At 71.7% G+C, this 26,001-nt stretch carries 19 protein-coding genes and 1 pseudogene; 10 read left to right on the top strand and 10 right to left on the bottom strand.

Features of this window, described 5'->3' with window-relative positions; translation table 11 throughout:
* The first annotated feature begins 263 nt into the window (after positions 1-263).
* The 4 genes from OHA98_RS01605 to OHA98_RS01590 all read left to right on the top strand — a co-directional run bounded on the left by OHA98_RS01605 (position 264) and on the right by OHA98_RS01590 (position 6,043).
* Positions 264-1,370 (top strand): LLM class flavin-dependent oxidoreductase, encoded by a 1,107-nt coding sequence (locus OHA98_RS01605; protein ID WP_266922289.1) that lies wholly within the window; start codon positions 264-266, stop codon positions 1,368-1,370.
* 83 nt (positions 1,371-1,453) lie between these two features.
* Positions 1,454-2,044 (top strand): FMN reductase, encoded by a 591-nt coding sequence (locus OHA98_RS01600; protein ID WP_266927647.1) that lies wholly within the window; start codon positions 1,454-1,456, stop codon positions 2,042-2,044.
* A 117-nt stretch (positions 2,045-2,161) separates the two neighbouring features.
* Complete coding sequence (locus OHA98_RS01595; RefSeq protein ID WP_266922288.1) at positions 2,162-2,584, top strand: universal stress protein; 423 nt, start codon at positions 2,162-2,164, stop codon at positions 2,582-2,584.
* A gap of 174 nt (positions 2,585-2,758) precedes the next feature.
* Complete coding sequence (locus OHA98_RS01590) at positions 2,759-6,043, top strand: AAA family ATPase (RefSeq protein ID WP_266922287.1); 3,285 nt, start codon at positions 2,759-2,761, stop codon at positions 6,041-6,043.
* 27 nt (positions 6,044-6,070) lie between these two features.
* Here OHA98_RS01590 and OHA98_RS01585 read toward each other — a convergent pair whose 3' ends face one another.
* From OHA98_RS01585 to OHA98_RS01570, 4 genes are all read right to left on the bottom strand, one after another.
* Positions 6,071-7,276, bottom strand: a complete 1,206-nt coding sequence (locus tag OHA98_RS01585; protein ID WP_266922286.1) for a MerR family transcriptional regulator — start codon at positions 7,274-7,276, stop codon at positions 6,071-6,073.
* Between the two features lie 154 nt (positions 7,277-7,430).
* Positions 7,431-8,288 carry an ABC transporter permease gene (locus OHA98_RS01580; protein ID WP_266922285.1) on the bottom strand — a complete coding sequence of 286 codons (858 nt, stop codon included), beginning with the start codon at positions 8,286-8,288 and terminating at the stop codon, positions 7,431-7,433.
* Positions 8,285-9,256 carry an ATP-binding cassette domain-containing protein gene (locus OHA98_RS01575; RefSeq protein WP_266922284.1) on the bottom strand — a complete coding sequence of 324 codons (972 nt, stop codon included), beginning with the start codon at positions 9,254-9,256 and terminating at the stop codon, positions 8,285-8,287. The genes OHA98_RS01580 and OHA98_RS01575 overlap by 4 nt, the downstream gene beginning before the upstream one ends.
* A 230-nt stretch (positions 9,257-9,486) precedes the next feature.
* Positions 9,487-9,894 (bottom strand): hypothetical protein, encoded by a 408-nt coding sequence (locus tag OHA98_RS01570; protein WP_266922283.1) that lies wholly within the window; start codon positions 9,892-9,894, stop codon positions 9,487-9,489.
* Between the two features lie 132 nt (positions 9,895-10,026).
* Between OHA98_RS01570 and OHA98_RS01565 the strand changes: the two genes are divergently transcribed.
* The 4 genes from OHA98_RS01565 to OHA98_RS01550 all read left to right on the top strand — a co-directional run bounded on the left by OHA98_RS01565 (position 10,027) and on the right by OHA98_RS01550 (position 14,481).
* The gene (locus tag OHA98_RS01565; RefSeq protein ID WP_266922282.1) at positions 10,027-10,923 is read left to right on the top strand and encodes a hypothetical protein; all 897 of its coding nucleotides are present in this window, start codon (positions 10,027-10,029) and stop codon (positions 10,921-10,923) included.
* Between the two features lie 275 nt (positions 10,924-11,198).
* The gene (locus tag OHA98_RS01560; protein ID WP_266922281.1) at positions 11,199-12,149 is read left to right on the top strand and encodes an NADP-dependent oxidoreductase; all 951 of its coding nucleotides are present in this window, start codon (positions 11,199-11,201) and stop codon (positions 12,147-12,149) included.
* Between the two features lie 69 nt (positions 12,150-12,218).
* Positions 12,219-12,464, top strand: a complete 246-nt coding sequence (locus OHA98_RS01555) for a DUF2630 family protein (protein WP_266922280.1) — start codon at positions 12,219-12,221, stop codon at positions 12,462-12,464.
* 151 nt (positions 12,465-12,615) lie between these two features.
* The gene (locus OHA98_RS01550; protein ID WP_266927645.1) at positions 12,616-14,481 is read left to right on the top strand and encodes an FUSC family protein; all 1,866 of its coding nucleotides are present in this window, start codon (positions 12,616-12,618) and stop codon (positions 14,479-14,481) included.
* A 163-nt stretch (positions 14,482-14,644) separates the two neighbouring features.
* Here the strand turns inward: OHA98_RS01550 and OHA98_RS01545 are convergent, their stop codons facing one another.
* Together OHA98_RS01545 and OHA98_RS01540 are read right to left on the bottom strand one after the other, a co-directional pair.
* Positions 14,645-15,064 (bottom strand): RNA-binding S4 domain-containing protein, encoded by a 420-nt coding sequence (locus tag OHA98_RS01545; protein ID WP_266922279.1) that lies wholly within the window; start codon positions 15,062-15,064, stop codon positions 14,645-14,647.
* A gap of 150 nt (positions 15,065-15,214) precedes the next feature.
* Positions 15,215-17,284 (bottom strand): PhoX family phosphatase, encoded by a 2,070-nt coding sequence (locus OHA98_RS01540; RefSeq protein WP_266927644.1) that lies wholly within the window; start codon positions 17,282-17,284, stop codon positions 15,215-15,217.
* Positions 17,285-17,576: 292 nt separating this feature from the next.
* Between OHA98_RS01540 and OHA98_RS01535 the strand changes: the two genes are divergently transcribed.
* Positions 17,577-19,178, top strand: a complete 1,602-nt coding sequence (locus OHA98_RS01535) for a VWA domain-containing protein (RefSeq protein WP_266922278.1) — start codon at positions 17,577-17,579, stop codon at positions 19,176-19,178.
* On the opposite strand, the gene OHA98_RS01530 is transcribed toward OHA98_RS01535, so the two are convergent.
* Positions 19,112-20,398, bottom strand: coding sequence for a cell wall metabolism sensor histidine kinase WalK (locus OHA98_RS01530; RefSeq protein ID WP_266922277.1), 1,287 nt, complete (start codon positions 20,396-20,398; stop codon positions 19,112-19,114). The genes OHA98_RS01535 and OHA98_RS01530 overlap by 67 nt on opposite strands.
* Positions 20,395-21,048, bottom strand: coding sequence for a response regulator transcription factor (locus tag OHA98_RS01525; protein WP_266927642.1), 654 nt, complete (start codon positions 21,046-21,048; stop codon positions 20,395-20,397). The genes OHA98_RS01530 and OHA98_RS01525 overlap by 4 nt, the downstream gene beginning before the upstream one ends.
* A 213-nt stretch (positions 21,049-21,261) precedes the next feature.
* Here OHA98_RS01525 and metG point away from each other — a divergent pair.
* Positions 21,262-22,877 (top strand): annotated as a pseudogene (gene metG / locus OHA98_RS01520) (methionine--tRNA ligase).
* 92 nt (positions 22,878-22,969) lie between these two features.
* Here the strand turns inward: metG and OHA98_RS01515 are convergent.
* Together OHA98_RS01515 and aspS are read right to left on the bottom strand one after the other, a co-directional pair.
* Entirely contained in the window at positions 22,970-23,755 is a 786-nt protein-coding gene (locus tag OHA98_RS01515; protein ID WP_266922276.1) for a L,D-transpeptidase family protein, read from the bottom strand.
* Between the two features lie 297 nt (positions 23,756-24,052).
* The gene (gene aspS / locus OHA98_RS01510; protein WP_266922275.1) at positions 24,053-25,837 is read right to left on the bottom strand and encodes an aspartate--tRNA ligase; all 1,785 of its coding nucleotides are present in this window, start codon (positions 25,835-25,837) and stop codon (positions 24,053-24,055) included.
* Between the last annotated feature and the right edge of the window lie 164 nt (positions 25,838-26,001).

Here is a 26,001-nt window from a genome sequence, read left to right as displayed (position 1 = left end):
CCAGTTTCGGCACAGTACGGAGGTCATGGGGGCGAGTCTAGCGCGTACCCCGGTCCGGTCTCCAGCGTTCGGCCGGACCGGAGACGGGCCCAGGACGGGCCCAGAACGGGCCGGAGACGGAATCGGGCGCCGTTCCGGGCGCCGGACCGGGCCTCGGAATAGGACGAGGGGGCGTCCCGTTATAGGGTGTGTTCACATAGTTCAATGTTCAACAACTATCAGCTCCTTGATCAGTCAGTTCCACATCTTTGGAGGCGGGCGCCATGCAGTTCGGGATCTTCACCGTCGGGGATGTCACCACCGACCCCACGACCGGCACGACACCGAGCGAGCACGAGCGGATCAAGGCGACCCTCGCCATCGCGCTCAAGGCCGAGGAGGTCGGCCTGGACGTGTTCGCGACGGGTGAGCACCACAACCCCCCGTTCGTCCCGTCCTCGCCGACGACGACGCTCGGCTACATCGCCGCCCGCACCGAGAACCTGATCCTGTCCACCTCGACCACGCTGATCACCACCAACGACCCGGTGAAGATCGCCGAGGACTACGCCACCCTCCAGCACCTCGCGGACGGCCGCGTCGACCTGATGATGGGCCGCGGCAACACCGGACCGGTCTACCCCTGGTTCGGCAAGGACATCCGCCAGGGCATCCCGATGGCCATCGAGAACTACGCGCTGCTGCACAAGCTGTGGCGCGAGGACGTCGTCGACTGGGAGGGCAAGTTCCGTACGCCGCTCCAGTCCTTCACCGCGACCCCGCGCCCGCTGGACGGCGTCCCGCCGTTCGTCTGGCACGGCTCCATCCGCTCCCCGGAGATCGCCGAACAGGCCGCGTACTACGGCGACGGCTTCTTCCACAACAACATCTTCTGGCCCATGGAGCACACCAGGAAGATGGTCGACCTCTACCGCAAGCGCTACGCCCACTACGGCCACGGCACCGCCGAGCAGGCCATCGTGGGCCTCGGCGGCCAGGTGTTCATGCGGAAGAACTCGCAGGACGCGGTACGGGAGTTCCGCCCGTACTTCGACAACGCACCGGTCTACGGACACGGTCCGTCCCTGGAGGACTTCACCGAGCAGACCCCGCTGACCGTCGGCTCCCCGCAGGAGGTCATCGAACGGACCCTGTCCTTCCGTGAGTCCGTCGGCGACTACCAGCGCCAGTTGTTCCTGATGGACCACGCGGGGCTGCCGCTGAAGACGGTCCTGGAGCAGCTCGACATCCTCGGCGAGGAAGTCGTGCCCGTACTGCGCAAGGAGTTCGCCAGCCTGCGCCCGGCCGGTGTGCCGGACGCCCCCGTCCACCCGGCGGTGACCGCCGCCCGCGCCGCGCACGGCGCGACCGATGCCTCGAAGGAGGTCTGACCACCGTGTTCGACACCATCGCGACCGAGCCGCTGAGGATCGTGGCCGTCTCCGCCGGGCTGAGCAAGCCCTCCTCCACCCGGATGCTGGCCGACCGGCTGGCCGGGGCGGCCCGCGAACGGCTGGGGACGGAGCAGGACCGCGGCGTCGAGGTCCAGGTCATCGAGCTGCGCGATCTGGCCGTCGACATCGCCAACCACCTGGTCACCGGCTTCCCGCCGCAGGCCCTGAAGCAGGCGATCGAGACCGTGGCGGAGGCCGACGGGCTGATCGCGGTGACACCGGTGTTCACCGCCTCGTACAGCGGACTGTTCAAGTCGTTCTTCGACCTGATCGACAACACCGCCCTGACCGGGAAGCCCGTCGTGATCGCGGCGACGGGCGGCACGGCCCGGCACTCGCTGGTCCTGGAGCACGCGATGCGTCCGCTCTTCGCCTACCTGCGGGCCGTCACCCTCCCGACGTCCGTGTACGCAGCCTCGGAGGACTGGGGCTCGTCCGGTGACGAGTACACCGAGGGCCTGCCGTCCCGCATCCGGCGGGCGGGCGGCGAGCTGGCCTCGGCGGTCATGGGCCGGACGGTCTCCGGCGCGGCCCGAACGCCCGGCCTGGACGCCGGCGAGGACGCGGTCGTGCCCTTCGAACAGCAGCTCGCCGACCTCCGGCTCGACTGAGCCGGACCGGTCCGGCGGTGGGCCGGTCCCCCGCCGGACCGACCCACCGCACGACGGCTTGTCCTGTTTGACTACAGTTGGATCGAAAGCTGATCTTTGACCTAGCTGGAGGCAGATATGGGCAGGATCGTCGTAGGTGTGGACGGCTCCGATTCGTCGATCAAGGCACTGCGCTGGGCCGTACGCCAGGCCGAGCTGACCGGTGACTCGGTGGAGGCCGTGAACAGCTGGGAGTACCCCGCGACCAGCTGGGCGTCCATGATGCCGGGCATGCCGGAGGACTTCGATCCGCAGGCGCTGGCGACCGTGTCCCTCAATGAGGCGCTGGAGGAGTCCCTCGGCGCCGAGGGAGCGGCCGGGGTCAGCAAGATCGTGGTCATCGGCAACCCGGCCCAGGCCCTGCTGGACCGGGCCAAGGGCGCGAATCTGCTGGTCGTGGGTGCCCGCGGGTACAGCGGCTTCAAGGCCACGCTGCTCGGCTCCGTCAGCCTCCACGTCACCCAGCACGCGCCCTGCCCGGTGACGGTCGTACGCGACTGACGGCCGTGGGCACCTGAGGGTCGTACGAGACTGACCGTCGGGTGACTGACAGTCCTGACCGGCGGTCGTGACCGGCGGGCCGGGCTCCGGGCCCGGGGTTTCGGGGCAGCGGGCGGCCCCGCGTGATTCCACGCGGGGCCGCCCGCTGTCATGGGGTACTCCTATCGTGTAGCCATGACCCCTGCTCTCTTCGGGCGCGACCATCCCGCAGGCGTGCTCCGCTCCGAGATCGGCCGGGCGACGGACAGCCACGGCGGCCTGGTGCTGGTCACGGGCGAGGCCGGCATCGGAAAGACGGCGCTCGTCATGGACGCCGCCCACGGGGCGAAGCGGCGCGGGGCACTCGTGGTCGGCGGTTCCTGCTGGGACTCCGACAGCACCCCGGGCTACTGGCCGTGGGTGCAGGTGCTGCGCGGTGTGCGCCGCGCCGCCACCGGCGAGGAGTGGGCCGCGGCCCAGGAGGCGTCGGACGGACGGCTGGGCGTGCTGCTCGGCGAGCCGGGGAGCGGGCCGGGAACAGCTCCGGAGCCGGAGGCGGGTCCACCGGACGGCGCGGAGGCGTTCGGGCTGTACGACGCGGTGACCACGGCCCTCGTCACGGTCTCGCAGAGCCGCCCGCTGATAGTCGTCCTCGACGATCTGCACAGCGCCGACCCGGCGTCGCTGCGGCTCCTGGAGTTCGCCGCCCAGCACGCCTGGTTCGAGCGTCTGCTGCTCGTCGGGACCTACCGGGACGTCGAGGTGGAAGCCCCGGAACACCCCCTCCAGCAGCTGATCCCTCCGCTCGTCTCCCGCGCCTCGGCCACCCTCACCCTGACCGGCCTCGGCCGCGACGAGGTGGGCGCGCTGATGGCCGTCACGACGGGCCGGGAACCCTCGGCGCGGCTGGTCGACGAGGTCCACCGGCGTACGGGCGGCAATCCCTTCTTCGTCGAGCAGACCGCCCGGCTCTGGCACAGCGGCAGCCCGCTCTCCACCATTCCGCCCGGTGTGCGCGAGGCGGTCGGGCAGCGGCTGACCCTGCTGCCCGAGCCGGTGGTCGCCCTGCTGACCACCGCGGCCGTCCTCGGCCGGGAGTTCCGTCGCCAGGTGCTCGCCGTGGTGCACGGCGCACCCGTCCCGCAGGTGGAAGCCCTGCTGGAACGCGCGATCTCGGCCCGCGTCGTCGTCGCCCGCCCGTCCGGGCACTACTCCTTCGCCCACGACCTGCTGCGCGAGACGCTGTACGCCTCGCTGGACACGACGGCGGTCCGCACGCGCCACGCGGAGGTCGTACGGAACCTGGACGCCCACAGCGGGCTCGTCGGGGCCGTCTTCCCCGGTGACCTCGCCCGGCACGCCCATCTGGCGGGCGGGGCCCTGGACCGCGAACGCCGTGTCGACCTGTTGCTGGAGGCCGCCCGCGACGCCTCGGGACGGCTGGCCGGCGAGGAGGCCGTCGGCCACTACCGGCGGGCCCTGGCCGCAGCGGAGGGGGAGACGGCGACCGGCGAGGCGCCGGACCACCGCCGGATCGCGCTGATCTGCCTGGACCTCTCCTGGCAGCTGCGGCTCGGCGGTGAGCAGGAGGAGGGGCAGCGCTGTCTGGACCGGGTCGTCGCACTCGCCCAGGAGCTGGACGAGCCGGAGCTGCTGGCCCGGGTCGCGATGACCCTGCACCGCGAAGGCGCCCTGGGCTCCCGGGACGCGTCCACGGCGACCCTGCTGCGCGAGGCGCACCGCAAGCTCACCGGCAAGGACGGGCAGGAGAACCTCTCCGCCGACCGGCTCGCCCAGGAACTGGCCATCAACATCGTCTCGCTCGCCCGGCGCGGCTCGGACGACGAGGCGCTCGCCTTCTCCCTCTGGGCGCTCCACGACTCCCTCTGGGGGCTCGGCTCCTCGGCGGAACGCCTGGCGCTGACCGACGAGATGACCGCCGTGGCCCGGCGCACCCACCACCGCGAGATGGAGCTGCACGCCACGTCGATGCGGTGGGTGACCCTGCTGGAACTCGGCGACCCGCGGTTCGTGGACCAGTTCCGCACCTACGTCACGCTCGCCGAGCGGTCCGGCATGCCCCGCTTCGACCTGGGCATCGCCGTGGACACCGGCCTGATCGCCTCCCTCCAGGGGCGGTTCGCCGAGGCCGACGAGGCCCTCGCGGACAAGGCGCTGGGCAAGGGCGAGGCCGAGGCGTCGCCGTTCGGCTTCACGGCGGACCATCTGCACTGGGCCCACCAGCTGCTCCAGGGGCGGTACGAGAGGGCCGAGGCGGTCCTCACCGGCCTGCCGGGCTCCGGATATCCCTACTCCCGGCTGCTGGAGGCGATCACGGCGGTGGAGCAGGGCGACGCGGCGCCCGCGCTGCGCCATATCGCCGAGAGGTCCGACCGGGCCGCCCCCTACTCGCGTCCCCTCACCCCGCTGTGGCTCCGGCTGCTGGCGCAGACGGCCGCGCTGACGGGTGACCGGCAGCTGATCTCCCGGGCCGAGGAGGCGCTCGCGCCGTACACCGGGCAGTGGGTCGTCTCGCTGTACGGGTGCGACATCAGCGGTCCCGTCGACCTCTGGCTCGGTCTGCTCGCCGCCGCCCGCGAGGACCGGGACGCGGCGGTGGCCCGGCTCACCGCGGCCGTCGCCTCCTCGGACCGCCTGGGCGCCCGTCCCTGGTCCGTGCGCGCCCGGCTGCACCTGGCGGAGTCCCTGCTCGCCCGGGGCGGGTGCGGGGGCGGAGCCGGTGCCGCGGCGGGCGACCCGGTGGGCGCGGCAGTGGGAGCCGCTTCGGAGGACGCCGCGTGGGCGGGCCGGCTGCTGACCGAAGTCGGCAGGGAAGCGGCCGAGTTGGGCCTGACCCATCTGGCGTCCGGGGCCGCGTCCTCGCGGGCCCGCTCCGCCCCGCGGCCGCCGTCCGGGGACATCGCCGTACCGGCCGCCCCGGAGTTCCGGCGGAACGGGCCCGTGTGGTCGCTCCGTTGGGCCGGGCTGAGCGTCCATGTGCCCGACGCCAAGGGCCTCCGCGACCTGCACACCCTGCTGCGGATGCCCGGCTCCGACGTCCCCGCCGTACACCTGCTCGCCCCCGAGGGCGGCGAGCAGGTGGTCGCCGCCCGCCGGCTCGGGGGCGACCCCGTGCTCGACGAGGAGGCCAGGCGCCGCTACAAGGAGCGCCTGGACCGGCTCGACGCGGAGATCGACCGTGCCGCGGCGCGGGACGACGTGCGGAGGGTCGGGGAATACGGCCGGGAGCGGCGGGCCCTGCTCGACGAACTGCGCCGCGCGGCCGGGCTCGGCGGCAGGACCCGCCGTCTGGGCGACGAGTCCGAACGGGCCCGCAAGACCGTCACCGCCCGCATCCGGGACACCCTGCGCAAGCTCGACGCGCTGCACCCCGAACTGGCCGCGCATCTGCGGGATTCCGTGACCACGGGCACCACCTGCGCCTACCGCCCCGGCGACCTTCCCGACTGGCGCCTGTGACGCGGACGGCCCGTCCGCGCGCCCGCCTCACAGCGCCACGACATCCGCGACGACACACGCCACGTTGTCGGGACCGCCGGCGTCCGCGGCCAGGGCCGCCAGATCACGTACGGCCGTGTCGGGACCGTCCGCCGCGGTGACCGCCCGGCGCAGGTCCCCCTCGTCCACCACCGCCGACAGCCCGTCCGAGCACAGGAGGTAGCGGTCACCGGGACGGGCCTCGTGCAACCGGACGTCGGGCCGGGTCCGCACCGTGCCGGCACCGCCCGCCAGCGCCTTGAGCAGGAGCGCGCGCTGCGGGTGGGAGCGCGCCTCCTCCACGGTCAGCGCACCGTCGTCGATCATCGACTGGACCAGGCTGTGGTCGTGCGTGATCCGGAACAGCTCGCCGTCCCGCAGCAGATAGGCCCGCGAGTCCCCGATGTGCACCAGCCCCAGCCAGGAGCCGGTCCACACCATCGCGGTGAGCGTGGTCCCCGACTCCTCCGGCGCACGACGCCCCGCGACGGCGTCCCGGACCGCCCGGGACGCGCGGTCCGCCGCGTCCTCCAGCGCGTTGAGCAGGTCCGCGGCGCCGACCACCGCCTGTGCGGCCGGTTTCAGCGCGTCGAGGGCCGCCGCACTCGCCTCGGCGCCGCTCTCCCCGAAGCCGTCGGCGACGGCCAGCAACCGGGCCCCCGCGAAGGCCGCGTCCTGGTTGGACTCCCGCACCGCCCCCGTCTCGGTGAGCGCCGCGTAGCGGATGCCGAGCGTGCCCAGCCCCCACCCGGCCCCGCCCCGCGCCGCTGTTCCGGCTCCGGCCCCGCTGCCGGGACCGTCGTACGCATACGCGTCCTTGCTGCCTTGTGCATCGTCCGGCGTCTTCGGCATCGCGACATCCTCCGTTGACAGATGGTCGATGAGGAACGTCGCCAGATCGCGCCGGGCCGCCGTCTCGGCCTCCACCCGCGCCCAGTAGGCCCGGATCTCCGCGGCGGCTGCGCCCGGGTCGAGCGCCACCACCGCGGTGATCCGGCCGAGCGGCATGCCGACCCTGCGCAGCCACGCCACCAGCCGGGCCGTCTCCACCTGCGCCCGGCCGTAATACCGGTAACCGTTCTCCGGATCGACCAGGGCGGGGCGGAGCAGGCCCAGTTCGTCGTAGCGTCGCAGCGCCTTGGCGGAGAGCCGGGACAACCGGGCGAACTCCCCGATCGTCACCAGCCCGCCCGCCGCACGGCCTTCGCGTTCCACCACGTACCTCCTCGTGCCGGACGTCTTCCCGCCCGGCCCCACCGATGCTGGGGCTTCCCCCGCGGGGAAGGTCAAGGATGCGCCGCCGGAACGGAACGCCGAGGTCCGGGGCGGTGTCCGTGAGGCCCGCCGTACGCCCGCCGGGCGTGGCCCGTCACTTGCGGTTGTAGAGCCGCATCGTCACCGGGCCGAACACCGCCACGAACAGCCCGGCCCAGCCGAGCGTCCAGGCGATCTCCGCCGTGGGCCGGTTCCCGGCCATCAGCTCACGTACCGCCGAGGCCAGATGTGTGACCGGGCTGTTGTTCACGAAGGCCTGGAGCCAGCCCGGCATCGTCTTCGGGTCGACGAACACATTGCTCAGGAACGTCAGCGGGAAGATCACCATCATGCTGACGCCCATCACCGACTTCTCGGTCTTCAGCAGCAGACCGAACATCGTCCAGATCCAGGAGAACGAGAACGAGAACACCAGCAGCAGGGCCACACCCGCCACCATCCCGACCACTCCGCCGTCCGGCCGGAAGCCGATGATCATGCCGACGACGAGCATCACCAGCGAGGCCAGCACATAGCGCAGCACATCGCCCAGCAGATAGCCGACCATCGGCGCGGGCCGCCAGATCGGCAGCGTACGGAAGCGGTCGAAGACACCCTTGGCGATGTCGGTGTTGACCGAGATCCCGGTGTACATCGTGATCATCACGACGCTCATCACCAGGATGCCGGGCAGCAGGAACTGGATGTACTCCTCGGTCGAGCCGGCCAGCGCCCCGCCGAAGAGGTACGTGTACATCAGGACCAGCATGATCGGGAACGCCGTCACATCGAACAGCTGGTCCGGCACATGCTTGATCTTCAGCATGGCCCGCCATCCGAAGGTGACGGAGGCCGACAGCGCGCTCGGCCTCGGCGGCCGTTCCTGACCCATCAGAAGGGACGCGAGCCGCTCCGCGTCCGGTGCGGCGAGCGCGACCTCGTCGAGTTCGGTCCTGGCAGTCGTGGTACTCATGCCGCCGCCCCCTTCTTGTCCGTGAGTGCGAGGAAGACCTCGTCGAGGCTGGGCTGTCCCAGCGAGAAGTTGTCGACGGTGATGCCGGACCTGGCGAGTTCCGCCAGCGCCCGTGCGGCCTGCGCGGCCGCGCCCTGCTCGGTGCCGTTCCCCGTGACCCGGGCCGTCAGCGCCAGGGGGTCCGGTTCCCGCTGGACCGTCGCGTCCAGGGCGCTCGCCAGCACCCGCTCGGCCTCGGGCCGCTGCGCGGGGTCGCGCAGCCGCAGATGGACAGTGCCGGAGCCGACCGAGGCCTTCAGCTCGCCCTTGGTCCCCTCCGCGATCACCTTGCCGTGGTCGATGACGGCGATCCGGGACGCCAGCTGGTCCGCCTCGTCCAGATACTGGGTGGTGAGCAGGACCGTGGTGCCCTGGGCGACGACCGTCCGCACGATGTCCCACACCTGGTTGCGGCTGCGCGGATCGAGACCGGTCGTCGGCTCGTCGAGGAAGAGCAGGTCCGGGGTGTTCAGGATGGAGGCGGCGATGTCGATCCGGCGCCGCATGCCGCCCGAGTAGTTCTTCACCTGCTTTCCCGCCGCCCCGGTCAGCCCGAAGCCCTCCAGCAGCTGCTCCGCCCGGGTCCGGGCGGCCGGCTTGGCGTGCCCGAGGAGGCGTCCGAGCAGCACCAGGTTCTCGCTGCCGGTGAGGTCCTCGTCGACCGAGGCGTACTGCCCGGTGAGGCTGACCCTGCCGCGGACGGCGTCGGCGTCCTTCACGACGTCGTTGCCGAACACCCGTGCCTCGCCGCCGTCCGGCCGCAGCAGCGTCGCGAGCATCCGTACGGTGGTGGTCTTCCCGGCGCCGTTGGGTCCGAGGACTCCGTAGACCGTGCCGGTCGGGACAGCCAGGTCGACGCCGTCCACCGCGCGGTTCTCGCCGAAGGTCTTCACCAGCCCCGCGGTCTCGATGGCCAGTTCAGTACTCATGATCCGTTCCCTGTACGTCGATGGGGCGGGGTGCGCCGAAGACCGGTCCCAGCAGTTCCGCCCCGTACTGACCGGCGGACCCGTGCCCGTGGCTCCCGAAGGGGACCGGCTTCGCGGCTCCCTCACCCCAGGGGCGCCAGACGACGGGGCGCGGTCGCCAGATTGAATCTGGCGGCCACGCCCGCGGAGGGAACGGGACCGCGCGCTCGGTCCTGCCCGGTGCCGAACGCTCAGTCCTCCCGGGTGTAGAAGACATAGAACGAGACGCACAGCATCACGGCCCCGACCACCAGTCCCAGCCCGGTGGACCGCAGCACGCTGGTATCGGTGAGGCTGACCAGGAATCCGATCGCGCAGGCGGTCAGTCCGCCGTAGGCCGCTGCTCTCAGCTCACGCGGCAGCGCGTGCTGGATCCGGCCCAGTACGAAGCAGAGCGCGGCCAGCGCCGCTCCCGAGACCAGCCCGAGCACCACCTGCCCGCCGGTGCTCGGGCCGCCGTCGCGGCGGATGAAGGCCGCGTAGAAGCCGAAGATGACGCCCAGCGTGAGCGGCAGGGCCCAGGCGAGCGGACTGTGATGGCGTGCCCGTGCGCGGACCCGCGAACCTCCACGGGTCGGCATGGCTGCGTGTGTGGCCATGGCGGACAGCTCCTTCCCTCTCCCCCGTCGCACGCCCCCGTCCATCCAGCGCACACCCGACCACGCCGGACGGCAACTCGAATGGCGTACGGCCTGCGGCGTGCGGCCTCCGCAGGGGATTTGCTGGGGAGTGTGCGGACCTCCCTCTCAGCGGCCCTGTCGGCAGTGCTCTTCCTCCTTCTCGCCGTCCTGGTGCCGCTGAGCGCGCTCTCCGCCTGGGTCGACCTGGAGATCGACGACACCGACCGGTACCTGGCCGCCGTCTCCCCGCTCGCCTCCGATCCAGCCGTGCAGAACACCGTGGCCGAACAGATCACCGACGAGGCGATGAAGCAGATCGACTTCGGACCGCTCCAGGACACCGCCCGGAGCCTCCTTTACGAGACCGTGCGGTCGTTCACCACCACCGAGGCGTTCCGGACGGCCTGGGACACGGCCAACCGCACCGCGCACGAGGCGGTGACCTCGGCACTGGACGGTGAGACCGGGGAGGCCGTGACCATCGATCTGGCGCCCGTGATCGAGCAGGTCAAGCAGGAACTGGTACGCGACGGTGTCCCGTTCGCGGACCGGATTGCCGTCCGGCACACGGAGATCACGGTGCTCACCGCCGATCAGGCCGACAACCTTCGCGGCTCGTTCCGCCGGCTGCGGTACTGCAGCGTCTGGCCGGCCGTGGGAACCCTGGTGCTCCTGGTGCTGGTGGTGGGCATCGCGACGGTGCGGGGTGGCCGGCGGGCCGCGCTGACGGCCGCGGCGGTGGTCGGGGCGGGGTTCGTGGCCGGAGCGGTCGTGCTGTGGGTGCTGGTCGCCGTCGGCCGGAACCAGGTGCTGGACGAGGTGCCGGACGGCGACCGTGACGCGGCCGCGGCCGTCCTCGACGCACTGACCGCGTCGCTGCGGACGACCGTGTGGGTGGTGCTGGCCGTGGGCGCCGTCCTGCTGGTGGGGGCGGTGGTGGTGCGGCTGCTGACCCGTCGCCGGGCGGCGCGGCCGGAACGGGCGGCCCCCGGCGTTCCGCCGGGTTAGCGCAGCCGCCGTGCGGGCGGGCGTCACGCGGACGGACGGGGCGTCACGCGGACGGACGGGGCGACGCGCGGACGGACGGGGCGACGCGCGGACGGACGGGGCGACGCGCGGACGGACGGGGCGACGCGCGGGCGGACGGGCGGGGCCTCGTACGGAGCGGGCAACGCGCGGACGGGCGGGCCCCGTACGGGCGGGCGGACCCGACGTGCGGGTGGGCGTGGGCCGGGCGACAGTGGGACTCGTGAGTACCGGGCGCGACGGAGAGGTCTTCCCCCATGCGAGCCATCGCGGTCAGCGCGTTCCGTACGGAACCGCGCCCCGTCGAGATCCCCAAGCCGGAGCCCGGAGCCGGCGAGGTCCGGGTGCGGATCGAGTACGCCGCGCTCAACCCGCTCGACTGGCAGACCGCGGACGGCGCCCTGGAAGGCTCCGCCCCGCATGTCTTTCCCCTGGTCCTGGGCGTCGACTTCGCGGGCCGGGTGGACATGATCGGCAGGGGCGGGAACCGGTTCCGGGTGGGTGACCCCGTCTTCGGCCGCGTGACGCGTCCGCCCGTGGGACAGGGGACGTACAGCGAGTACGTGTCGGTACCGCAGAACTCCCCGATCACCCTCGCCCCCCGTGACCTGCCGCTCCAGGTCGCGGCGGCGCTCCCGTCCGCCGGGATGAGCGCCGCGCAGATCCTTTCGGCCGCGCGGGTCGGCAGCGGCGGGACCCTGCTCGTCATCGGAGCGGCGGGCGGTGTCGGCAGCTATCTGACCCAGCTCGCCGCCGCCCGCGGTGTGCGGGTGATCGCGGTGGTGCGCGGCGACGAGGACCGGCGGATGGCCGCCCTCGGCGCGGCCGCCACCATCGATACCACCGCCGGGCCCGGGGCCCTCGAAGCGGGACTGCGCGGGATGTCCCCGGACGGGGCCGACGCTCTCGTCGACCTCGTCTCCACCGACCCTGCCGCCTTCGCCGCGGCCTCCGCCCTCGTGCACGAGGGCGGAGTCGCGCTCACCACCCGCCCGGTCGCCGGACGAGGCGCGCCTCCCACCGGGGTGGAGTGCGTCGGCTTCCGGCTCGCCCCGGCCCCCGGCCTGCTCGACGTCCTCGCCGCCGGTGTCCTGTCGGGCACGCTGCGCAGCCCCATCGACATCGAGCTCCCCCTGGAGAAAGCCCCGCAGGCCCTCGCCCGGAACCGCGCGGGCGGCGCCCGCGGCAAAACCGTCTTCGCCCTCTGACCCCGTCACCGGCTCTCACCGCACCCACCGCACCCACCGCACCCACGAGACTCCAACGGAGGAACCCCCATGGCCGACCGCGACATCTTCGAGAACATCGACGGACTGGTCGCCGAGGAGCGGGCCCTGCGCGACCGGTCCACCGGGAATCCGGGCCTGTCGGCGGAGGAGAAGGCGCGCCTGCGTACGGTGGAGATCCAACTCGATCAGTGCTGGGACCTGTTGCGTCAGCGGCGCGCCCTCAGCGAATTCGGCGAGGACCCGTCCGTGGCGAGGGTCCGCCCCGCCGACGAGGTGGAGGGCTACCAGAGCTGACCGGAGACCTCGAAGAACAGCCAGGGGGTACGCAGTGGCCACGGCCGACGACGCCGCCGATGCGGATGCCGAAGCGGAAGCGGAAGCCGAACGGAAGCGCGCGGCACCACCGCCCTGGCTGCTGAACGGGCTGCTCCCGCAGCCCACGCCCATTCACCGGGCCGCGGTCCTGCGCGCCTCCATCGCCCTGGCCGCCCCGCTGGCCGTCGGCTTCGCGGCCGACCGGCCCGCGTACGGCGCACTCGTGTCGATGGGCGCCCTGTCCGGTGTCATCGGCGACACCGCCGACGCCTACCGCATGCGGATCCTCAACATCGCCGTGCCGCAACTGTTCGGGGCCCTCGGCATCATGCTGGGCACCTTCGTGTTCGGGACCGGCTGGGCGGCCGTCGCCGTACTGACCCTCGTCGGCCTGGTCTCCGGCATGATGTCGACGATCGGCGCCGTCGCCTCCGTCTCCGGCCTGCTGCTCCTGCTCAACGCGGTGGTCGGCGCCGGGCTGCCGATGCCGGACCCCTGGTGGGTGGCACCCCTGCTGCTGACCCTCGGCGGCCTGGTGGTGCTGGCCCTGACCCTGCTCTCCTGGCCGTTCCGCGGCAAGCTCCCCGAACGCGTCGCGGTCGCCGACACCTACCGGTCCATCGCCGATCTGCTGACGGCCGCCGCGACCCCGGAGTACGAACAGCAGCGCCAGGCGGTCACCCAGTCGCTCAACACCTCCTACGATCTGATCCTCGCCCGTCGTGCCCGCTACCACGGGCGCAGCGCCCCCATGGTGCGGCTCCTGTCCCAGCTCAACGTCGTCATCCCGCTCGTCGAGGCGGCACCCGCCGTGCATCTGCGCCGCCACCCGCTGCCCGCCGAGATCCCGGCGGCGGTCCGCGAACTGGCGGACGACGTCGAGCGGAGCCGTACCGGCGAGCCCGAACTCCGGCTGCCCGAACCGGACTCCCCCGAGGCCCGTGCGGTGGACAGCGCGCTGCGGCACACGGCGACCGTCGTACACAAGGCCGACCCCGACCCGTACAACGTGGACGACCGGCTCGGACGGCCCGCCGCGCTCGGTGTACGGATCCGCCGGACGACCCGCAGTGTGCTCCTCTCCGCCACGTCCTGGCGGTACGGGCTCCGGCTGGCCCTCTGCATCGGTCTGGCGCAGGCGCTCACCTCGCTGGTCCCGGTGCCCCGCTCGTACTGGGTCGCGCTGACCGTCACATTCGTCCTGAAGCCCGACTTCGGTTCGGTGTTCTCGCGTGCCGTGCTGCGCGCGGTGGGGACGGCGGCCGGGCTGGTCATCGCCGCCCCGGTGCTGTCCGCGGTACCGATCGGGTGGTGGGACGTGCCCGTGATGGTGGTGCTCGCGGCGCTGATCCCGGTGCTCACGGCGAAGGGGTACGCCTTCCAGACCGCGGCCATCACTCCGGTCATCCTGCTGCTGTCGGACCTGCTGAACCATCAGGGCGTGGGCCTCGTCTGGCCACGCTTCCTGGACAGTCTGATCGGCTGCGGAATCGTGCTGATCGCGGGCTATCTGCTGTGGCCCGAGAGCTGGCACACCCGGATCGGCTCCCGGCTCGCCGACGCCGTGACGGACATCGCCGACTACGTGGCCTGCGGCTTCGACGGCCACGGCACCGACCAGGCCGAACGGGTACGGGCCCGCCGCCGCCTCTACCGCGACCTGTCCTCCGTACGGTCCGAGTTCCAGCGGGCCCTGACGGAACCGCCCCCGGTCGGCACCCGGGCCGCCGCCTGGTGGCCGCTCGTCGTCGCCGTCGAACGGATCGTGGACGCGACGACGGCGGCCCGGGTCCGGGTGAACCACGGCGTCCCGGAGCCCTCGCCCGACGAGGTGGCGGGGATCGAGCGGCAGCTGCGGGAGCTGGCCGACGGCATCCGGAGCAGCGAGGTCCTGGTGGAGGTGCGGGCCGAGCTGCCGGGCGACGAGGACAGTGTCCTTGAGCCACTGCGCCAGGAGGTGGCGGCTGCCCGCGCCATCGCCTCGCCCCAGCCCTGACCCGGTCCGGCCTCGCGGCGGCTCCCGCTCAGCCCCGTACGGGCTCGACCCTCCTCGGCCACAACCGTCCCGGTGGGGTGTTTCACGTGAAACACCCCACGGACCCGTACGAGGCCCAGAGAGCCCGTGGGAGCCCGTGGGAGCCCGTGCGGGTCAGTACGGGTCAGTGCCGCGGGCCGGGCGCCTGTTCCGGGGCGCGGCCCTGAAGGCGCTCCATCTCCCGCCGGTCGCGCTTGGTCGGCCGGCCGGCGCCCCTGTCCCGGACCGGTACCTCGATCGCCACTTCACGGGGCGGCGGGGGCGGGCTGTTGTCGACGAAGCACTCCGCCGCGACCGGCGGGCCGACCCTCTTCTTCACGATCTTCGACACGACGACGATCCGGTCCCGCCCCGCGTGCCGGAGCCGCACCTCGTCGCCGACGCCGACCGTCTGGGCGGGCTTGGCCCGTACCCCGCCGACCTTCACATGTCCTGCCCGGCAGGCGGCAGCGGCCTGCGAACGGGTCTTCGTCAGCCGGACCGACCAGATCCAGACGTCGACCCGGACGCTTCCCTCCGTCTGTGGTGCGTCACCGGAAACCATGGGTCCGACTCTAAGCGCTGTCCCCCCATCCCTGGTGGGCTCGCGGGGCACCGGACGGAATGCGCGGGACGCGCGTCAGGCCCGCACCGGGTCGGTACGGGCCTGACGCGCGTCCCGCGACCGGCTCCCCTGCCGGAAGCGCGTCCGGTCTCAGACGCCGATGTCGCGGCCGTCCTTGCGCCAGACGGCGACGACCGACGGGCGGACGATCTTCCCGGGACCGTCGGGCCAGCTGCTCGCCGGCTTCTCGACGGACGCGCCGTCGATCTCGCCCGGGTGCTGCACGGCGACCAGGACCCGGCGGTCCTGGATGAGCGGGCCACAGGTCTCGGCGCCCGTCGGCACGGTCAGGAACTGCTTCAGCTCCCCGCGCCGGTCACCCTGTGTGGCAACCCCGAACAGCCCGTCGTGCGAGCCCAGTTGGTTGCCGTCCGTGGAGATCCACAGGTTGCCGTGGTCGTCGAAGGCCACGTTGTCCGGGCAGGAGATCGGGCTGACCTTCTCCTTGGGGAAGCCGGCGAAATACGTCGCCGGGTCGTTCGGGTCGCCCGCGACGAGGAAGAGCCGCCAGGCGAAGCCGTCACCCGCCGGGTCGTCCCAGTTCTCGGCGAGCTCCAGGATCTGGCCGTGCTTGTTGGCGTTGCGCGGGTTCGCCTCGTCCGCCCCGGCCTTGCCCGCCTTGCCGCGGTCGGAGTTGTTGGTGAGCGCGATGTACACGCGGCCGGTACGCGGCGAGGGCTCGACGTCCTCGGGGCGGTCCATCTTCGTGGCACCGACCTTGTCACCGGCCAGGCGCGTGTAGACGTACACCTCCTCGGCGGTCATGCCGGGCACATGCGAGGTGTTGCCCGTGGCCAGCGGAATCCAGACGCCGCTGCCGTCGAACTCGCCGTCCTTGGGCAGCTTTCCGGTGCCGTCGAACTCCTCGACCGGGGAGTCGCCGGACAGCTTCGCGACGTACAGCGTGCCCTCGTCCAGCAGCGTGAGGTTGTGCTCGCGGGCCGCCCGCGAGTTCCCCTTCTTCATCCGCTTGCTGGAGACGAACTTATAGAAGTAGTCGAACTTCTCGTCGTCGCCCATGTACACGACCGGACGCCCGTCGGAGGTCAGCCGGGGCTGGGCGGCCTCGTGCTTGAACCGGCCCAGCGCGGTCCGCTTGCGCGGAGTGGAGTCCGGGTCGTACGGGTCCAGTTCGACGACCCAGCCGAAGCGGTTGGCCTCGTTGGGCTCCTCGGCCAGGTCGAAGCGCTTGTCGAACCGCTCCCACTTGCGCTCCGTGGCACCCGCCCCGATGCCGTACCGCTTGTGCATGTCGGTGGAACCGTTGGCGAAGTACTGGTTGAAGTTCTCCTCGCCGTGCAGGGTCGTGCCCCACGGCGTGGTGCCACCCGCGCAGTTGTTGAGCGTGCCGAACACCTTGCGGCCGGTGCGGTCGGCGGACGTACGCAGCAGGGCGCTGCCGGCGGCCGGGCCGGTGACCCGGAATTCGCTGGTCGCGGTGAGCCGGCGGTTGAGCGGGTGCCGGTTGACCGGGCCGAGCTTGCCGGTGCGGTGCTCCTCCTGGACGACGACCACGGAGAGTCCGTGCGCCGCCCAGGCGATCTCGACCTGCTCGCGGGTCGGGTTGGCCGGATCGTATCCACGGAACATCAGGATCTCGTCCGTGTACTCGTGGTTGGCGACCAGGACCTGACGGCCGCGCTCACCGCGGAGCGGGAGCAGGGAGAGGAAGTCGTTGTTGTAACCGAACTGGCCCGCCTGCGCCTTCGCGGACTGCTTGTCCGGATTGAAGGCGGGCGCACCGCGCAGGATCGGCTCGCCCCAGCGGATCACCACGTTCTGGCCGTACCCGTCCGGGACGGTGACCTTGTCGTTCTTGTTGGGCGCCACGGGCGTGAAACGCAGACCGCGGGCACCGGAGGGAGTGGGCCGGTGCGGGTGTCCGGGCCCGTGGCCATGACCGGCGAGCGCCGCGGCCTCGGCCTGCGGGACGTTCGGGCCGGTCAGCGCGGCGGTCCCGGCGGCAGTGGCCACGGTCACCACGGCGGCGGCACGCATCATCGAGCGACGCGACAGGGCACCGGCGATGACATCGCCGGCGTACTCGTTGTCGCTGGTGTTCGGTATCTCCTTGAAGCAGGCGTCACCGCAGCGGAAGCGGCAGGTCAGCGCAGAGCGCCCGCCCGGGTGCGAGCTGATGAGCGGCAGCAGATTGCGCACGTGGTTTCCCTCCATCTATGTGTCTTGCGTGACGGTAGGTGCGCATCCACGCGGTACGACGGACTCCCGGTGAACGGACGGTGAAGTCCGGGACACCGCTGCTCTCTTGATGATCCACCGGGGCACCGGCACGGTCCGGCCGGAAATCGATCGCGGCTCAACCGTGCCGGGGGCGGGCCGCACCACCGAACGGCCGGATCCGGCCGCTAACCTTACGTATCCGTCCTGGTCAGGGATCATTTTCCGCAGGTCGGACATTTACCGCACCCAACTCATGCGAAAGGCCTCGCCCATGGGCATTCGGAGCTTGCTGCGCAAGGTGTTCGGCCGCACGGAGCAGGACGAGCCGCCCACGGCCACCGTCCCGCCCCAGGCCGAGCGCACCCCGCCCACGGAATCGGAGCCGGAGACCACTTCGGCGGCCGCACCCGTGCCGGAAGCGAAGGCCTCGGTTCCTGCCCCTGCCTCGCCTTCCTCTGCTTCCACCCTTACGTCGGTCTCTTCAGCCGCCGCCGGTTCGGGCTCCGGTTCGGGTTCCGGTTCGGGCTCCGGGTCCGCCGAGAGCGGGCTGGCCTCCGATCTGGTCGCGGCGGCCTTCGACAAGGCGGCCACCCCGACGGTCCCGGCCCAGGGTTCGTCCCCGGATCCGACGAAGCCGAAGCCCGAGCCCGTCGAGGCGACGGCCAAGGCCGACAGGACCCCGGACGCGGAGCCGGAGACCGCGCCGGAGCCGATCACGATCGACCTGGAGCCGGAACCGGAGGCCGAGGCCAAGCCCGCACCCGCCGCCGAGGCTCCGGCGGAGACAGTGGCAGAGGCCGAGGCCGAGACAGTGGCAGGGGCCGAGGCAGGCGCCGAGGCCGAGCCCACGTCCGCGGTCACCGCCGAAGCCGACGCCGAGGCCGGCACCGAAAGCGATACCGAGCCGGAGCCGGCATCGGAGCCCGCGCCGGCTCCCCGGGCGGCGACCGAGTCGGCCGAGGCACCTGAAGCCGTCACCGCACCTGAGCCCGTCGAGACCCCGGACGCCCCCGAAGCCGTCGAGGCACCTGAAGCCGTCACCGCACCTGAGCCCGTCGAGACCCCGGACGCCCCCGAAGCCGTCGAGGCTCCCGAGGCCGCCGAGCCCACTGCCGCACCGGAAGCACCCACCGCACCGGCCCCCGCCGACACCGCTGCCCCCGCATCCACACCCACCCCCGGCAAGCCCGCGATCACCCTGGCCCGGGTCAAGTCGCGCGCCCCCCAGCTCGCCGCCCCGTACAAGGCGGCGCAGGCCGGGCTCAAGGCGCACGGGCTGACGGGGCTCCGTGCCACCGTCTACCTGGTCCTGGACCGCTCGGGCTCCATGCGGCCGTTCTACAAGGACGGCAGCGCCCAGCACCTGGGCGACCGCGCCATGGCCCTCGCCGCGCACCTCGACGAGAGCGCCACCGTGCCCGTCGTCTTCTTCTCGACCGACATCGACGGCACCGGGACGATCGACCTCGCCGCCCACGAGGGCCGGGTCGACGAGCTGCACGCGGGTCTCGGCCGCCTGGGCCGTACCCACTACCACCGGGCCGTCGAGGAGGTCGTCGCGCACTACGAGAAGTCGGCGGCCACCGGCCCCGCACTGGTGATCTTCCAGACGGACGGCCCGCCGGACGCCAAGCAGGCCGCCAAGCAGGCGCTGGCCGAGGCCGCGCGGCTGCCGCTGTTCTTCCAGTTCGTCGCGTTCGGCGAGCAGGACGCGAAGGGCTTCGACTTCCTCCGGAAGCTGGACGCCGACAACGCCGGCTTCTTCCACGCGGGCCCGGCCCCGCGCGAGGTGACCGACGCCGAGCTCTACCGGGAGATCCTGGCCGGACTGCCCGCCTGGATCGCGGCCCGCGAGACCGTGACCGGAGGCTGATCCACCGGTAGCCGTACGGTCACGGCGAGGCCGCCCTCCGGGCCCGGAACCGCCGTGACCGTACCGCCATGGGCCTCAGCGATAGAACGTACGATCGAAAGGCCGAGCCCGGACCCCGGACCCATCCGGTCCCGGCCCTCGCCCCGCCGGAACGGCTCGAAGAACCCCGGGATGTCCGCCTCGGCCACCATCGGGCCGGTGTTGCGCACCGCCAGGCGCCCCTCCGCCGTCAGCGACACCTCCACATACCCGCCGGGCACGTTGTACGTCGTGGCGTTGGCCAGCAGGTTGGCCACCAACTGGGCGAGCAGCAGCCGGTTGCCCCGTACGGTGCAGGGCCCGCTCACCACGGTCCGCACGTCGATCCCGTCCGTCTCCGGCCCGCCCCGGGCCCGGCGCGCGGCGCGCAGCCGGGAGTGCTGCCGGGCGACCTCTTCCTCCACCACCCGGGCGAAGCCGACCGCCTCGCGCTCGCCCGACGCCAGCCCGCGTTCGCTGCGGGCCAGCACCAGCAGCCCTTCGATGAGCCGCTCGCTTCGCCGGTTGGCGTCCAGGAGCATCTGCCGGGTCCGGACGAGATCCTCCGGGGTCGGGTCGTCCAGCCCCACCTGGATCGCCGCCCGCTGGGTCGCCAGCGGGGTCCGCAGCTCGTGCGAGGCGTTGGCGATGAACCGCCGCTGGCTGTCGAACGCCTTCTCCAGCCGCGCCAGCAGCGCGTCGAGGGTCTCGCCCAGCTCCTTCAGTTCGTCGTCCGGGCCGCTGGACGCGATGCGCTCGTGCAGGGTGTGCTCGGAGAGCCGGCGGGCCTTCGCGGTCATCGCGTGGACGGGCCGCAGCACCCGCCCGGCGGTCCACCAGCCCACGCCGACCGCGCACGCCGTCATCACGAGCAGCGCGGCGACCGACCAGTACATGAGCTGCTGCCCGGCGGCATCGCTGACATGGTCGGTGAGGTCGTAGACGGTGGGCGGTCCGAGCCGTCTTCGGGTGATGAGGGGTCCGTTCACCGCGTAGCCCGGCTGCACGACCGCCGCCGAGGAGGCGATGGCCCGCGCCTGGGAGTCCGTACCGGCGCGGGAGGCCAGGTTGACGGTGGCGAGCAGCGCCGTCCCCAGGACGAGGAACACCCCGCCGTACACGAGGGCGATGCGGGTCCGGATCGTGGAGCGCGGCGTCCTCGCCGCGCCGGGCACCCGCGGGAACCAGGACCGCCGCTTCACAGGGCGTACCCGACGCCCTGCACGGTACGGATCAGCGCGGGCTCACCGAGCTTGCCGCGCAGCTTGCTCATGCAGACGCGGACGGCCCCGGTGAACGGGTCGGCGTTGGCGTCCCAGGCCCGCTCCAGCAGCTCCTCCGCGCTGACGGTCCCGCCGTCGGCCTCCAGGAGCAGCTGGAGCACCGTGAACTCCTTCGGTGACAGATCCAGGTCCCGGCCGTCCCGGGACGCGGCCCGCCGTACGGTGTCGAGCCGGATTCCGTGCCGCTCCAGCTGCGGCGGTACGGGCCTGGCGCTGCGCCGCCGCAGCGCGCGTACCCGTGAGACCAGCTCGGGGAACTCGAACGGCTTGGCCACGTAGTCGTCGGCGCCGAGGTCGAGCCCGGCGACGCGGTCCTCCATGGTCCCGGAGGCGGTGAGCATCAGGATCCTGGTCCGGGAGCCGGAGGCGACCAGTCTGCGGGCCACGTCGTCGCCGTGCACGCGGGGCAGATCGCGGTCGAGGACGACGACGTCGTAGTCGTGCAGCCCGAGATAGGCGAGTGCCGCGTCACCGCTGTACACCGTGTCGACCGCGAACCCGGCCCGGCGCAGCCCGGTCGCGACCAGCTCCGCCAGGATCTCCTCGTCCTCGGCGACAAGTACCCGCATCGTGATGTCCCCTGCCTCGTGCATGCGTGTCCACTCCCTCCCAGGATGCGTCTTAATTACCGGAAGGCATGTTTCGCAAAGCTCTCCACAGGCTGTCCACAGGCGCCCGGCACATGCGGGGCGGGGCTCCCGGGGCGCTCAGCAGGCCCTTCCCGGGGCCGGCGGCGTTTATCGATGTGAGGGGATCTCCCACAGGCCGTTAGGATTTCGACCATGGCGGCCACTGGATCCGAGAAGCAGGGGGCGAAGGCGTGAATTCCTTCTACGTATCGACCCCCATCTACTACGTCAACGACGCTCCTCACCTGGGCCACGCCTACACGACCGTCGCAGGCGACGTGCTCACCCGCTGGCACCGCCAGCGTGGCGAGAAGGTGTGGTACCTCACCGGCACGGACGAGCACGGTCAGAAGATCATGCGCACTGCCGAGGCGAACAACGTCACTCCGCAGGCTTGGTGCGACAAGCTCGTCGAAGAGGCGTGGAAGCCCCTCTGGGAGCATCTGAACATCGCGAACGACGACTTCATCCGTACGACGGAGAAGCGGCACACCGACCGTGTGCAGGAGTTCGTGCAGGACCTGTACGACAAGGACGAGATCTACAAGGGCGGGTACGAAGGCCCGTACTGCGTGGGCTGCGAGGAGTACAAGCTCCCGGGCGACCTCATCGAGGCCGAGGACGGCACGAAGCTGTGCCCGATCCACAAGAAGCCGGTGGAGATCCTCAAGGAGGAGAACTACTTCTTCAAGCTGAGCGAGTACGGCCCGAAGCTGCTGGAGTTCTACGCGGCCAACCCCGGCTTCATCCAGCCCGAGTCGGCCCGCAACGAGGTCGTCAACTTCGTCAAGCAGGGCCTTCAGGACCTGTCGATCTCCCGCTCGACCTTCGACTGGGGCGTCCCGGTGCCGTGGGACGAGAAGCACGTCATCTATGTGTGGATCGACGCGCTGCTCAACTACGCGACGGCGGTCGGCTACGGCGCCAACCAGGAGAAGTTCGACGGGACTTTCCCGGCCGATGTGCACCTGGTCGGCAAGGACATCCTGCGCTTCCACGCGGTCATCTGGCCCGCGATGCTGATGGCGCAGGGGCTTCCGCTGCCGGGCCGGATCGCGGCCAACGGCTGGCTGATGGTCGGCGGCGAGAAGATGTCGAAGTCGAACCTGACCGGCATCAAGCCGCAGGACCTGACCTCGCACTTCGGTGTGGACGCGTACCGCTGGTACTTCCTGCGCGCCATCGCGTTCGGCAGCGACGGCTCGTTCTCCTGGGAGGACTTCTCCGCCCGCTACACCTCCGAGCTCGCCAACGACTACGGCAACCTCGCCTCGCGCGTCGCCGCCATGGTCGGCAAGTACTTCGGCGGTGCGCTGCCGGAGGCCACGGCCGCCGGTGACGCCGAGCGGGCCGTCCAGGAAGGTCTGGCGGCGGCGGTCACCGCGGCCGACCGGCTGATCGGCGAGGAGCTGGACTTCCAGGCGGGCATCCTGGCCATCTTCGACTTCGTGAAGCAGGTCAACGGCTACATCACGGAGCAGGAGCCGTGGAAGGTCGCCAAGGACACCTCCCCTGAGGGCCAGGCGCGGCTCGCGACGATCCTGTACACCGCCGCCGAGGCGCTGCGCGGGGTGGCGGTCCTGCTGAACGCCGTCATGCCGGACACCTCGCAGAAGTTGTGGGAGTCGCTGGGCGCCGAGGCGTCCCTGGGCGCCCTGGCCGACCAGCGGGTCCAGGACGCGGGCACCTGGGGTCTGCTGCCCGCGGGCACGACCGTCACCAAGGGCGCGGTGCTGTTCCCGCGTCTGGAGGAGAAGCCGACCGCCTAGGGCCTGTGTCGGATCAGACAGCGCAGGGGCCCGGGACCGATGAGTGATCGGTCCCGGGCCCCTGTGCTGTCGAGGTCTGCCGCGGCACGGTCTCAGCGCCCCAGCGCGGCGGCGTCGCCCATCACGATCACCGGTTTCTTCGCCGGGTCGAGGGTGAGCAGGAGTTCCTTCATCCGCTCCTCCGGGAGCGAGACACAGCCCTGGGTCGGTCCGCCGTGGTCCACATGGATCCAGATACCGCCGCCGCGCTCCAGGCCGAGCGGCCGGGCGCGGTCCAGGGGGCTGACGCCTTCCGCGCGGTTGTAGTTGATGGCGACCACGTAGTCGAAGGACCCCTCCAGGGGTTCGCCGAAGAACCCGTCACCGCTCACCGCGAAGTGCGGCTGCTCGTCGTACGGCAGCAGGGAGCCGGGGTCGGGCAGCCTGCCGCCCGCGTCGGTGAGCGAGTAGACGCCGTTGGGGGACTTGAGGTCGCCCGCGACATGGAGGTCCGTCCACCCCTTCATCCCGTTGTGCGCGGGCCAGGGGGCGGTCACCCTTCTCCAGCTCCTCGCCGGGGCGTCCCGGGTGTAGAGCGCGGCGGTGGCCCGGTGGGAGTCGGCGGCCTCGCCGGTCACCACGAACGCCTGGAGGGCGGTGGACGGGATCAGGGCCCTGGTCCCCGGACCCAGGCCCGGGATCTCGGCGGGACGGGCGGGCGGTGCGGGGCTGGACGGGGCGGCACGCATGGCCTCCACCGCGGGTTCCGGGCCCGCCGCACCGCGTGGGGGACCGGCGGGCGAGGCGTCCGGGGCGACCATGGAGCAGCCGGTGAGGAGCAGGATCAGAAGGAGGAACGGGGCGGTGGAACGGAGGGACGGGCGGCGGGGGACGGACACGGTGGCGGGCTCCTCGGTGGTTCCGGCGGCCGGCACGGCACGGCACGTGGTCTCAGGTGCCAGTCTTTGCCGGGCCCGGCCCGGCCGAATCCGGACCGGGGCCATCCGGCTGTACCGGTGACCGGGGCGGGACGGGCCCGAACTCCACGTGCCCGTACGCGCCGGTCAGTTGGGTGCGCCGCAGTTACCGCTCATCGCCCGTCGGCCCCGCACGGTCCGTCACCCGCGGGGCCCCGCACAACGAAACAGTCCCCGATCAGGTGACCGGGGACTGTTTCACGTGAAACGGGCGCGGGACTACTTCTCGGTCTTGTCCTTCGAGGAGGCGACCGGCTTGCGCAGCTGGATGTTCAGCTCCCGCAGGCGGGTCTCGTCCAGCTCGGTGGGAGCGCCCATCATCAGGTCCTGGGCGTTGCCGTTGAGCGGGAAGGCGATCGTCTCGCGGATGTTCGGCTCGTCCGCGAGCAGCATCACGATGCGGTCGACACCCGGGGCGATCCCACCGTGCGGCGGGGCGCCGAGGCGGAAGGCGCGGAGCATGCCCGCGAACTCGTGCTCGACGGTCTCGCGGTCGTAACCGGCGATCTCGAAGGCCTTGAGCATCAGCTCGGGCTCGTGGTTACGGATGGCGCCGGAGGACAGCTCGATGCCGTTGCAGACGATGTCGTACTGCCAGGCGAGGATGTCCAGCGGGTCCTTCGTCTCCAGGTCCTCAAGTCCGCCCTGGGGCATCGAGAAGGGGTTGTGCGAGAAGTCGATCTTCCCGGTCTCCTCGTCCTTCTCGTACATCGGGAAGTCGACGATCCAGCAGAACCGGAAGACGCCCTCCTCGAAGTTGCCGGACCGCTTGGCGGCCTCGACCCGGACGGCCGACATGATCTTGGAGACCTCGTCGAACTCGCCCGCGCCGAAGAAGACCGCGTGGCCGGGGACCAGCGACAGCCGCTCGGTGAGGGTCTTGACGTCCGTCTCGGTGAGGAACTTGGCGATCGGACCGGCCAGCGTGCCGTCCTCGCCGACACGCACCCAGGCGAGGCCCTTGGCGCCGTGCTCGACGGCGTAGGCACCGAGGCCGTCGAAGAACTTCCGGGACTGGCCCGCGGTGTCCGGCACCGGGAGGGCGCGGACGTGCTTGCCGGCGAACGCCTTGAACTCGGAGTCCGCGAAGACGTCGGAGATGTCGACCAGTTCCAGCTGGGCCCGCAGGTCCGGCTTGTCGTTGCCGTACTTCAGCATCGACTCGCGGAACGGGATGCGCGGGAACGGCGAGGTGACATGACGGCCGTTGCCGAACTCCTCGAAGAGCTCGGTCATCAGCTTCTCGATCGGCCGGAAGATGTCCTCCTGCTCGACGAAGGACATCTCGACGTCGAGCTGGTAGAACTCGCCCGGCGAGCGGTCGGCGCGGGCGTCCTCGTCGCGGAAGCACGGCGCGATCTGGAAGTACCGGTCGAAGCCCGAGATCATCAGCAGCTGCTTGAACTGCTGCGGGGCCTGCGGCAGGGCGTAGAACTTGCCGGGGTTCAGCCGGGACGGGACCACGAAGTCACGGGCGCCCTCGGGAGAGGTCGCGGTGAGGATCGGGGTCGCCATCTCGTTGAAGCCGAGGGCGGTCATCTTGTGCCGGATCGCGGAGATGACGGCGGTGCGCAGCATGATGTTGCGGTGCATGCGCTCGCGGCGCAGGTCCAGGAAGCGGTACTCCAGACGCCGCTCCTCGTTGACCCCGTCCTCGGCGTTGATCGTGAAGGGCAGCGGGGCGGCCTCGCCCAGCACCTCGACCTCGGTGACCTCGATCTCGATCTCACCGGTCGGCAGCTCCGGGTTGACGTTGTCGGCGCCGCGGGCGGAGACCTTGCCGTCGATACGGACGACGGTCTCCTTGGTCAGCTTCGACAGGGCGTCGTTGCCGGGCGTGCCGGGGCGGGCGACCAGCTGCACCAGACCGTAGTGGTCGCGCAGATCGATGAAGAGGATGCCACCCAGGTCTCGGCGATTGTGCAGCCAGCCGCTCAGCCGGACGTCGGTGCCGACGTCAGAGGCGCGGAGCTCGCCGCAGGTGTGGGACCTGTACCGATGCATCGTCGTTCATCCAGTCTTCGCGGTTCGGGGTGGATTCAGCCACCCCAGGCTACCGCCCGCGCCCGCACCACTTCATTGCCTTTGACCGTTCAAGATCATCCGTAAGGGCTGCGGATGCCCGTGTACGACCATCCCTCGGTGGCGTCGGCCGAGTACATCTTCCT

Source organism: Streptomyces sp. NBC_00654, from assembly GCF_026341775.1.
In the GTDB taxonomy this organism is placed as follows: domain Bacteria; phylum Actinomycetota; class Actinomycetes; order Streptomycetales; family Streptomycetaceae; genus Streptomyces.
This window is presented reverse-complemented; position numbering and strand designations above follow the sequence as displayed.